Origin of the sequence: Bacillus sp. RO1 (assembly GCF_012524115.1) — a bacterium.
Taxonomy (GTDB): domain Bacteria; phylum Bacillota; class Bacilli; order Bacillales; family Bacillaceae_I; genus Sutcliffiella_A.
Window position 1 is genome coordinate 47,535 of sequence record NZ_JAAZWB010000061.1, and the last position, 10,571, is coordinate 58,105.

Sequence of the window (10,571 nt, forward strand, 5' to 3'; positions counted from 1 at the left end):
TTCTATATCATCATTCATCAATATCCTTTTTGGGCTTGGTCTGTGTCTTGGTCGTTCTTTGAGGTTTATTGGTCCGTAATTGACCAGGTCTTTCTGTTTGCATGGAAAAAGGCAGCCGTAACAAAGCATCCTTCATGTCTTTAACTCTAGGTGGATAAATTGGTTCCAAGTAAGGCCTTCCTAGAGATGTCAATCTTAGCAGATGCGCCGCCAATATACAGAAGCAAAAAACAATTCCAAGCAATCCCCATAATTCGGCAAATAATAGAAATGGGAACCTTAAGAGTCTGATGGTATTACCCATTTTATAAACAGGGGTCGTAAAGGATGCGAGTGCAGCTAGTGCTACGATAATTAACAGAACGTTACTCGTCAATCCAGCTTCTACAGACGCAGTCCCAATTACAATTCCACCCACGATACCAATCGTCTGACCTACCTTTGTAGGGAGTCTTGCTCCAGCTTCTCGTAGTAATTCGATAGTTAGTTCGAGAAAAATCGCTTCTAGGATAGGCGGCAAAGGAACCTCACGTCTTGAAGAAATCAATGTGCTAAGTAGATCTTTCGGAATCAATTCATAGTGATAGCTTAATACTGCTACATAGACTGGGGTTACCAAAATAGAAAAGGCAACACCAAAAAGTCTTATTAAACGAAAAAATGAAGAAAGCCAATAACTTAAATAATAATCTTCAAAGGAAGAGAAGAATTCAACCAGAGTAGTCGGACCAATGAGCCCATGGGGAGAGCCGTCCACCATGATAACTACTTTTCCTTCAGACAATGCAGACACAATTCTGTCCGGCCTCTCTGTGTCTAGAAGGAGCGGGAATATCGTGTTACCATTATCTGATATTAGTTGAGTGACATAAGAACTGTCATTGATGTGATCGAATTCTACGTCTTCAAGTCGTTGCGTGACAGTCTGGACATTTTCCCTATTCACAATTCCGTCCAGATACATGACAGCAACTCGTGTCCTAGAGATAGTACCTAACATTTTTTGCTCCACAGTTAACATCGGAGTACTTAAACGTCTTCTTATAAGGTTAATATTAGAATCTATATTTTCCACAAAGGATTCCTTTGGTCCAATAACGCTGAACTCTACTTCTGGAAGGGAAACAGCACGTGTCTGTACAAATTCAGAACGGACTAACAACCCTTTTTTGTCCTTCTCACCAATCTGTACAAAAATGAATCCTGATAACAGCTTTTCTCTTACTTCCTTCGGGTCGGAGCTAATGGTCACTACTTCTATCGGCAAAATGTTTTTTAAATCTTGCAAATTGCTCCACGGTCTCGTGGAAATGCTTTGTAATATGTCACGATGCAGGAAATCAGTATCTACTAATGTATAGTAATAGTTAACCCATACTTTCCTACTGCCATCATTGGTCTCATTTGTAAATCTCAAAAAATCTACAGACTTCTCCATTTGTAATAATAATTGTGTTACAGACATGTCTTCTACCTTGTTAGAGGTAGGACCGCTTCTGGATGAAAACAGTTTTTTTAGTAGGTTTTTCATTGAACTCCCCCCTCTCTTTGGGTACTGGTCGTCACAATTCTTCTCTTATTTTTCCTATAAAGTTATGTAATATACCAACTGTTAAACGGACAAATAATCAGGCCATAAAAAAAAGAGCCCTTTTGGACTCTGAAGTACTGACTATTTTTGTGGCCGTCTAATAATCTCGACCACATCAAAAATACGAATATGATAAATGTTCTTATCCACATCTTTGATTGTAAGTTTGTTCGCTTTATACCGGAAAGATTGTATACGACCGGTTATTTGGATGACATCTCCTTCAAACCAGATCGACATCTTGAAAATTTCCTTTGCCATATACATATGCCGTAATAATTTTTTTATATATTGAATATCCGGAATATTTTCCGGGTACAACAGAAATCCTTGTACTGTTCGGTCTGCGTCATTTTTCCATAAAAACATGGATTGATTCGCTAGTTTATCTTCTTTTTTATGTTCCATGGCAATTACCCCTTTTTTTACAATATCGTTGATACACTCTTACAGGTAACCTCCATACACAACATAACATACAACTGTACAAGCCATATGCCATTGCTACTACACAGTTTATTCCCGATATTTTGACATGTCAACCAAATAAGCGTGCACTATAGTGGATGTACCGGGAATAAAGAAAAGCTAGCTTTTCGTTAGGATCTCCTAATGGAACCAACTTTTGAAAGTGTATTAGATGAGTACACTCCTATGATACACCATATTATTAAGACTTTGAATATATACAAGGATAAAGATCGATACGTTCATGAAGCAACTATCGCTTTATGGGAAGCTTTCTGTTCACAAGACTGCTCAAAGGGGTCATTTACTTCTTATGCTTATTCATCCATGAGGGGAAAATTGCTTAATCATTTAAAAAAAGAAGTGCGGTGGGAAAATACACACACGTTTGTGGATGAGCTTCCGGAAACTTTATCAGATTTCTTTATTCCAACTGTGAGTAATTTGGAGGAATATACTTGCTATTTAACGGATAAGCAGAAGAAGTGGGTCGTTGAATGCATTGTTAAAGGCAAGAAGTTGGAGGAAGTTGCTGTACAGGAGGGGGTGACGGTAAGTGCTGTCAAGTCTTGGCGGGCAGAGGCGCTGAAGAAGCTTCGGAGGGAAATTTCAAAGTAACAATAAGAAACTCATTAAGGGGGCCACTGAAAAACTCTTTGAATTTAGATGTTGTTTAGACACCGCTGTTGATTTCCGCAAATGGCTTCGCTTTCCTAGGGGCGCTGCTGGAGCCTCCTCGGCTTCGCCTGTGGGGTCTCCACCTAGCGCTATCTCCCTAAGGAGTCTTCGCCTTTTGCTCCAATCACCAGCTAGGAATCATTAAAAACTTTACGTTATCAATTTCTCAGTGGCCCCATAAAAAGCTGGCTCCGATCCGCTTCTTTTTAGCTTCTTGCTTCTTGCATATATTGATAGACTACCTCACCATTGTGCTTGGCAATGCCTCTATAGTGTTTAAAGTCCTCACGAGCAACCAGCACTTTACGAAAAATCATAAAATCCTCTTTTTGAATTTTATATTCATGAAGCTCTCCATTTTTAAGCTTGTCCAATATTTCTTTTGCTAAATTTTCATTCACAATCATCACTCCATCTTTCCAAAATACTATTTTATATTTTATCACTGTTGACCTGATGTGAAAATAAGCAGCAAAAAAACCCCTTCTAAAGAAGGGATTCCATGGGGGATAAGGAATAAAATGAATGGGGCAATTAGGTAGCCCTATTATTATATATGCTATTCATCAATTAACGGTCACAGAGTAAAATAAAATAAATTAAAAGAAAATTTAGAAAAAATAGCATGAAACTATTTACGTTTCTGCAAAAATAATGCAAACTGTATGTAACACTTTTAAATCCACTATTTCACAAAAATAAAAAGCCAGACAGAGTAAGTAGCTGTCGGTGAACACTATTTAGGGGGAGATATCGTTGAAAAAAGCAGAAGTGGGAAACATCATAGAATTTCGTGAAGGTCTTCAAGGGGTGGTAGAGAAAGTAAATGAAAACTCTGTGATAGTCGACCTTACCTATATGAACAATTATCGTGATTTAGAATTGGAGCAACGGACTGTCGTTAATCATAAAAACTATAAAATTGTAAAATCCGTATAGAAAAAAGCAAAAAGACTTCCCAATATTCGAAGGGGAAGTCTTTTTGGCTAACCAGTTTCCTCTTCTAATATTTCCAAAATGACGGCTGACCTTTCTTTATCAAGACGGACAGAAAAGTGTGTTTCTTCATTAATATTTAAATTGCGCCTAATCTCAATAGGAATGTTAACCTTTCCGTTATTGGAAACAATGGACTCATTAAAAATGTGCTCTTCATTAATCGGTTTCATGACTAACCCTAAAGGTTGTTCCATAATCATCAAGACATCGCCATCGGAAATATCAAGTTGTTCTCTTATTGACTTGGGAATGGTTAAATGGCCAGATTTACGAATTCTCCTAAGCTCTTTCGTTTGGCTCATAATGGACACTCCTATTTTTTATTTCTTATTCCCTGCTATGCTGAAATGAAAACGAACTTTGCCAATAAAGATATAATAAGGGTCAAAGGTCACCTATTTTTGCAATAAGATCTGATTCCACAATATGCACACCGTTTCTGCCATCCTTTATAAATCTCACCATTGCCTTTGCAACTGTTTGTCCATGAACAGAGCGATATTTTTTCAACTTCCCACGTAATACAGGTTGAATGACAGTGCCTAGAACTTCCCCTATTCTTTCCCCTAGTCTAAACTCCTCTCGATCTCCGAGAAGTAAGGAAGGCCTAAAGTAATAGGTAGATGAAATACCAATTGCTGAAACGGCTTTTTCCATCTCACCTTTTACCTGATTGTAGAAAAATCTAGAATTTTCATCAGCTCCAATAGCTGATACAACAGCAATTTTGGTTACCCCATTTTCTTTGGCAAGACGAGCTGCTTCTACTACATAATCAAAGTCCACTTTTCGAAAGTTTTCTTGTGTGCCTGCTTTTTTCTTAGTTGTCCCTAAACAAACGTAGAGATCATCCACCTTAAAATGTTCCTTATAGTCAGACATTTTATCAAAGTCAATTTTCAGTTCATTTAACTTAGGATGAGTCTCAGTCGTTTTATTCCTTACAAATGTGGTAAGGTTTCCATAATCAGAATTTTGCAAAATCTCTTTCTGTACGTATGTTCCTACCAAACCGGTTGCACCAATTAAAAGAGCGCTTCTATTTATGTTCATATATGGTTCTCCTCTACCTTTGTTACTTACTTTATAACAGAATTAGCGCTTTCCTACAACTATTCACGCTCTTGGGACAATTCCTCTCTGTCAGCGGTGGAAGGTGGTTTTTCCATCCAGCGATTGTTAACCATAATATCAGCACCTGACTTTGCAAGTAATGCTGACTCTGAAGAAAGCTTCTCATATTTCATTGCAAGATCTGTCCGTTGACTCGCCGAGGATGCGGTTGCATAATTCCCAATTCCGGCAGCAACCATCAAACTATTATGAAACATCATTAATTTATCGGAAAATGGTGGAATGTGAGAAGCAGTTACGGAATAGTCTGCTGCCATAGGTGCTTGAATATCATCCTTCAGCAATATATCTACAAAGGCTTTTATATGAGAATGAGCTAACTGTTTCGCCTTTACCATAAACCCACGAACGTCACTGCTTACAGCCGTCTGGGAAAATGCAGTACAAAGGAGCATCCCAATCTGATTAGTTTCGATATTAATACTTAGATGAGTCACTTCAATTGTATTTAATGTCCGTTTGTTTACAAAAGGATTCAAGCCGCTGAAATATTTTTTGTCTTCCACGAAATAAACTCTGTCAGGTATAACGGTATATGGCTTCTTAGTATATATACCTCTTTCTAAAAGGAGGTCTGTTGTAAGATCAAAAATTTCGATAGTTCTCTGCAGGAATTTCATATAAAGCGTTCTGATATCTTTATTGAACACTGCACTTAGACTTGCGCTATATGTGACCATTCCAATCTTGGCCATTTGGAGTACATAAGATAGTTGGAATGTGTCTGAAAACAGCCTCGGCGCTTTAAGATTTATGTCATTTTCGGAGAATGCAATTGGAAGAGGATATTTTCCTTTCCAGAAAACGCCCTTTAGTTCCGTTTCATTTGTAGATGCTACGTCATATGCTTTTGCGATTATCTCTCGAATTTGGTGGTCTTCTACAGTTTCGAGAAAGTATCTTAAGACACATGCGGACATGGAGTTGTTTAAGTATAACGTCCATAATGTGCTGGTTTCTGCGCAGGACCATTCTGTTGTACGGTTTGTCATTTTTGTCCCCTCCTAATTTATTGTTATTATTTTCAATTTGGAGGGGTTTTAGTATTAGTTCTGATTCTTTTTAATCTAAAAACTTAAGTTGTTTGTTAATAGCCGCTGTTGATTTCCGCAAATGGCTTCGCTTTCCTAGGGGCGCTTGTGGAGCCTCCTCGGCTACGCCTGTGGGGTCTCCACCTAGTGCTATCTCCCTCAGGAGTCTTCGCCTTTTGCTCCAATCAACAGCTAGAAAGCACCTTACTGAAAGTAATTAGTTAGTAATTCGTTTAGAAATCTATTGAAAACTTAAGTTGTAAGAAATCAACTGTATTCAAAACTTGCTTTATTAAAAAAAGAAAACACAATCATAGCTGTGTTTTCTTTCGTGATTTATCTGTTATCGATTTTTTCTGGGTATAGGTCATGGTTCATTAGGCGGTATTGTGCCATTTCCTCATATTTTGTTCCCGGTTTTCCATAGTTTGTATACGGGTCGATAGAAATGCCCCCACGCGGGGTGAATTTACCCCATACTTCTATATAGCGAGGGTCCATTAATTCAATCAAGTCGTTCATGATAATATTCATGCAGTCTTCGTGGAAGTCACCGTGGTTACGGAAGCTGAATAGGTACAGCTTTAATGATTTGCTTTCCACCATTAATTCACCAGGGATATAGCTGATGTAAATGGTTGCGAAATCCGGCTGATTCGTTTTTGGACATAAGCTGGTGAATTCCGGGCAGTTGAATTTTACAAAATAATCTCTGTTAGGATGCTTGTTTTCAAAGGTTTCCAATACATCCGGGGAATAGTTAAACAAGTAATTTGTCCCTTGATTCCCTAGCAATGTTACACCCTCTAATTCTGAATCTTTTCTTCCTGACATTTTCACTCTCTCCTTTTATTAAACTCCTCGTTTGTTACCCCATACTAGTGTGTGCAATTGTGGCAAAACACGAACATTATTCATTTCATCATCATTCATTACTTGGTCGATCAACCACTCATATTTAGCCAACAATTTGTTGACTAAATTTTCATCATCCTCTGTGGTGATATCATCATTCCCGACTTGTACATAAAAGGCTACATCCGGATACTCTTTGTGAACTTTCTTTGCATAAGTCAAATCGTCCTCATCAAATACCACTACTTTTAGAGATACACTACTGTTATTAACTTTTTCTAGTAGGTCACTCAGTATCGGAAAGTTGGTATCCATTCCGGAGCTTGGTGGTTTAGGCGAGATGGTTAAGTCATCTATTTCCATTAGCCAATCCTGCCACTTGCTACCTTGTGTTTCAAGCGCCACCTTTATCTGATTTTGATGCAAAAGCCTTACAAGATCCCCTATATTTTTTAGAAGAGCTGGATTCCCACCTGAAATAGTAACGTGATTAAAGGCTTTCCCACCAATCTCATACAATTGACTATAGATTTCTTCAGGGGACATCATCACGATATCGTCCTTAGCACTGCCGTCCCATGTAAAGGCAGAATCACACCAAGAGCAGCGGTAATCACACCCAGCAGTCCGCACGAACATCGTTTTCTGCCCAATGACCATTCCTTCCCCTTGGATCGTAGGGCCGAATATTTCTAAAACTGGTATCAGGCTGCTCATTGTTTTTTCCCCTTCTTAGGTCGGTAAATACAATAGCTTGTCGGTGTTTCCCTTACATATACTTGAAGACAGGTTGGTTTGGAAGGCAAAGTTTTCAAATGATTTTCTATCGTTTCCCACATGACTCTTGCCACCACTTCCGTTGTTGGGAAATAATTCGGGTCCTGGTCATTGAAGACATCTTTATGATCATTAAGAACGGTATGATCAAATTTATCGTGCAAAAGCTTTTTTAACACTTGAAAATTAACAAGAAAACCAGCCTCATCCAGTTCGTCTCCTGCAACTGTTACATTGACGAAGTAGGTATGGCCATGTAGTTGTTTGCATTTCCCGGCAGCATCAGTTGGAACAAAATGTGCCGCTGCTATTTGCATATCCTTGTTTAACTCATAGCAATAATCATGTTGTACTTGTGGATAGATTTGTTGCATCATGAGGACACAACCCCTTTATCTTTTATAGCAAGGTAGTCATCCAATCCCCGTTTTCTCAGTTTACAGGCAGGACACTCGCCGCACCCGTCCGCGATTACCCCATTATAGCAAGTCAAAGTTTTTGTCCTTACAAAGTCCAGGGAATCAAGATCGTCTGCAAGTTTCCATGTTTCTTCCTTGTTTAGCCACATCAATGGAGTGTGGATGACAAATGGATAATCCATCGAAAGATTTAACGTCACATTCATGGATTTAATGAAAACATCTCGACAGTCAGGGTAACCGCTGAAGTCTGTTTCACACACTCCTGTTACTATATGTCTCGCACCTATTTGTTTAGCTGCAACCGCTGCAAAGGATAGGAATAAAAGATTTCTTCCATCTACAAAGGTACTTGGAAGTTCGCCTTCTTTTTCTTCAATTTCAATATCATCTCTTGTTAGGGCATTGGGTGTTAATTGTCCTAGAAGGGACATATCAAGAATTCGGTGTTTTACTCCCAATTCTTTTGCAATATCTTTGGCACAATCAATTTCTAGTTCATGTCGTTGTCCGTAATGGAAGGTGACTGCTTCCACTTCATCAAATTCCTTCATAGCCCAAATTAGGCAAGTAGTGCTGTCCTGCCCACCACTGAACACGACCATCGCTTTTTCCTGTTGCTTCATCGTGTCTTCACTCCTTTAATCTTCTCAATATATAGTCATACAAAAAACGCTAACCAAAAATAATGGAGGCTAGCGCATAACATCAGAAAAAATAAAAAAACTATATCCTAAGGAATATAGTTTGGTATCTGTCCTTAGTTTTTTATAGAGGGTATTTGCTAGAACCTCTCCTGACGCCAATTTGGGCGTAAGACTTTATTCAATTTAACTTTGTTACTATAACATATTAAGATAAAATATTCTACTTTTTCTTATGTGAATGATTCGTATTTATTCCAGTTTATAAAATAAGCTCTGTTAAACACAGCTGTTGATTTCCGCACTAGGCTTCGCTTTCCTAGGGGCGATTGGGGAGCCTCCTCGGCCTGCGCCTGAGGGGTCCGCTATCTCCCTCAGGACAAGGAAGGCTTCGACAGCGAAACATCGCACGAAGAAAATGCGTAGCATTTTCGAGGAGTCTTCGCCTATTGCTCCAGTCAACAGCTAGGTTGCTGCAAAAATTAACAGTATGCTTTAACTGAGCCATAAAATAAAAGGAGTGATAGAATGGCAAGGTCTGTAAATATGTTACGTCTAAGGACGAATTTTTGGTTCCTTCCCGTTTTTTATGGAGGGGTAGCACTTCTTTTAGCAATAGGAACGCTTCTACTAGATCATTATTTTATGGCAGGAAAAGTAGAGAAACTAATTCCTTCCATCTTCTTATCAAACATTGATCTTGCACAAACAATATTAAGCTCGATTGCTTCTTCTCTCTTAACGATGACAACCATTACTTTTTCGACCATCCTTGTTGTTTTGACCACTTACCTGTCGCAGTTTTCTCCAAGGGCCCTGCAAAATTTCATAACGGACCATGCTACCCAAAGAGTCCTTGGTATCTTTACGGCAGGTTTTATCTATTCCATTATTCTGCTGTTATTTCTTAAGGAAACGAAAGAGGAACAGCTTTTTCTTGTTCCTTCCTTTGCAGTTGCTATAGCCATTCTTTGTCTAATTGTATTCGTTTTTTTCATTCAACATGTTACAACATGGATTCAAGTAAGCAATTTATTACACAACATAACCGTAGAAACTTTGGAATGTATGGAAGAGTTATTTAATGATAGTGACAACTCCACTCATGATGCTCCTTGGGATGATTGGGAGAGTAAAGAAATCACCACAAAAGAACCCATTACCATCATGTCGAACAAACCTGGCTATGTACAATATATCGATATAGACGCACTAGTAAAAATTGCATATGAAACGGATTGCATTGTTCGTGTGGAAAGACAACAAGGTGATTATATAAATGAGCATACACCTATGCTTTCCATTTGGGGTTCAGGTGAAAAAATCGAAAATGAGTCCTTCAGATCTTTGATTACCGTATCCATAGCAAGAGCGCCTCTTGAAGATGTAGAATTTGGAATTAGGAAGGTGACAGAAATTGGAGTAAGGGCACTTTCACCGGGGATAAATGATCCAAGCACAGCAGTGCATTGTATAGAACAATTAGGCACTCTTCTATCTAAGCTTACTTCCATGAAAGGCATTAAACCATTTTTCAATGATGTTTATAGGAATTTGCGGGTAATTGTAAAAACACCCGATTTTTTTAGTTATCTTGATATCGCTTTTTCTCCCATTATCCGTTATGGAAAAATAGACTTTGATGTTATCCATTCTGTACTTGATGTTCTGAAGTTGATTTCCGATCACTCTCCCCCTTTCCGAAAAGAAGCTATTTGGAAGTATACATTACATACTATTGAATCAATAAAGGAAGAAAAGTATCTCGAACTTGAAAGAGAGAGATTAAATACAAATATCAAGGATCTATGTTATTCACTTGGATACGGTAAAGACATTGAAAGATTGAAATTGAAATGATTATCGGTTGTAAACTTTAGCTAACAAACTATAAAGAGGCTGGGACAAAACTAAAAAAGCCTAATAAAAGACGAACAATTTAGGTGTCATAGGTATTGGCTCTAAATACCGCTGT

General features: G+C 38.3%; 13 protein-coding genes and 1 riboswitch. Of the genes, 3 read left to right on the forward strand and 10 right to left on the reverse strand.

The window, feature by feature from the left end; translation table 11 throughout:
- Positions 1-10: 10 nt before the first annotated feature.
- Positions 11-1,531 (reverse strand): spore germination protein, encoded by a 1,521-nt coding sequence (locus HC179_RS08145; protein ID WP_168863874.1) that lies wholly within the window; start codon positions 1,529-1,531, stop codon positions 11-13.
- 141 nt (positions 1,532-1,672) lie between these two features.
- A complete protein-coding gene (locus tag HC179_RS08150; protein WP_168863875.1) occupies positions 1,673-1,999 on the reverse strand; it encodes a hypothetical protein in 327 nt (108 codons plus the stop codon).
- Positions 2,000-2,203: 204 nt separating this feature from the next.
- Here HC179_RS08150 and HC179_RS08155 point away from each other — a divergent pair, with 204 nt between their 5' ends.
- Positions 2,204-2,677 carry a sigma-70 family RNA polymerase sigma factor gene (locus tag HC179_RS08155; protein ID WP_168863876.1) on the forward strand — a complete coding sequence of 158 codons (474 nt, stop codon included), beginning with the start codon at positions 2,204-2,206 and terminating at the stop codon, positions 2,675-2,677.
- A gap of 266 nt (positions 2,678-2,943) precedes the next feature.
- Here HC179_RS08155 and HC179_RS08160 read toward each other — a convergent pair whose 3' ends face one another.
- Positions 2,944-3,138 (reverse strand): hypothetical protein, encoded by a 195-nt coding sequence (locus HC179_RS08160; RefSeq protein ID WP_346775130.1) that lies wholly within the window; start codon positions 3,136-3,138, stop codon positions 2,944-2,946.
- A 355-nt stretch (positions 3,139-3,493) separates the two neighbouring features.
- Here HC179_RS08160 and HC179_RS08165 point away from each other — a divergent pair, with 355 nt between their 5' ends.
- Positions 3,494-3,676 (forward strand): YkvS family protein, encoded by a 183-nt coding sequence (locus HC179_RS08165; RefSeq protein ID WP_148986847.1) that lies wholly within the window; start codon positions 3,494-3,496, stop codon positions 3,674-3,676.
- Positions 3,677-3,723: 47 nt separating this feature from the next.
- Here the strand turns inward: HC179_RS08165 and HC179_RS08170 are convergent, their stop codons facing one another.
- From HC179_RS08170 to queC, 7 genes are all read right to left on the reverse strand, one after another.
- Positions 3,724-4,038 carry an AbrB/MazE/SpoVT family DNA-binding domain-containing protein gene (locus tag HC179_RS08170; protein WP_168863878.1) on the reverse strand — a complete coding sequence of 105 codons (315 nt, stop codon included), beginning with the start codon at positions 4,036-4,038 and terminating at the stop codon, positions 3,724-3,726.
- A gap of 82 nt (positions 4,039-4,120) precedes the next feature.
- The gene (locus tag HC179_RS08175) at positions 4,121-4,789 is read right to left on the reverse strand and encodes an oxidoreductase (protein WP_168863879.1); all 669 of its coding nucleotides are present in this window, start codon (positions 4,787-4,789) and stop codon (positions 4,121-4,123) included.
- Positions 4,790-4,848: 59 nt separating this feature from the next.
- Positions 4,849-5,862, reverse strand: a complete 1,014-nt coding sequence (locus tag HC179_RS08180) for a DUF3231 family protein (RefSeq protein ID WP_168863880.1) — start codon at positions 5,860-5,862, stop codon at positions 4,849-4,851.
- Between the two features lie 375 nt (positions 5,863-6,237).
- On the reverse strand, positions 6,238-6,735 hold the full coding sequence (gene queF / locus HC179_RS08185) for a preQ(1) synthase (RefSeq protein WP_148986851.1): 498 nt from the start codon (positions 6,733-6,735) through the stop codon (positions 6,238-6,240).
- An 18-nt stretch (positions 6,736-6,753) separates the two neighbouring features.
- Entirely contained in the window at positions 6,754-7,473 is a 720-nt protein-coding gene (gene queE / locus HC179_RS08190; RefSeq protein WP_168863881.1) for a 7-carboxy-7-deazaguanine synthase QueE, read from the reverse strand.
- On the reverse strand, positions 7,470-7,910 hold the full coding sequence (queD, locus tag HC179_RS08195; RefSeq protein WP_168863882.1) for a 6-carboxytetrahydropterin synthase QueD: 441 nt from the start codon (positions 7,908-7,910) through the stop codon (positions 7,470-7,472). The genes queE and queD overlap by 4 nt, the downstream gene beginning before the upstream one ends.
- Entirely contained in the window at positions 7,907-8,578 is a 672-nt protein-coding gene (gene queC, locus HC179_RS08200; RefSeq protein ID WP_168863883.1) for a 7-cyano-7-deazaguanine synthase QueC, read from the reverse strand. The genes queD and queC overlap by 4 nt, the downstream gene beginning before the upstream one ends.
- Positions 8,579-8,706: 128 nt before the next feature.
- Positions 8,707-8,752: riboswitch (PreQ1 riboswitch) on the reverse strand.
- A 372-nt stretch (positions 8,753-9,124) separates the two neighbouring features.
- Between queC and HC179_RS08205 the strand changes: the two genes are divergently transcribed.
- Entirely contained in the window at positions 9,125-10,456 is a 1,332-nt protein-coding gene (locus HC179_RS08205) for a DUF2254 domain-containing protein (protein ID WP_168863884.1), read from the forward strand.
- Positions 10,457-10,571 lie beyond the last annotated feature (115 nt).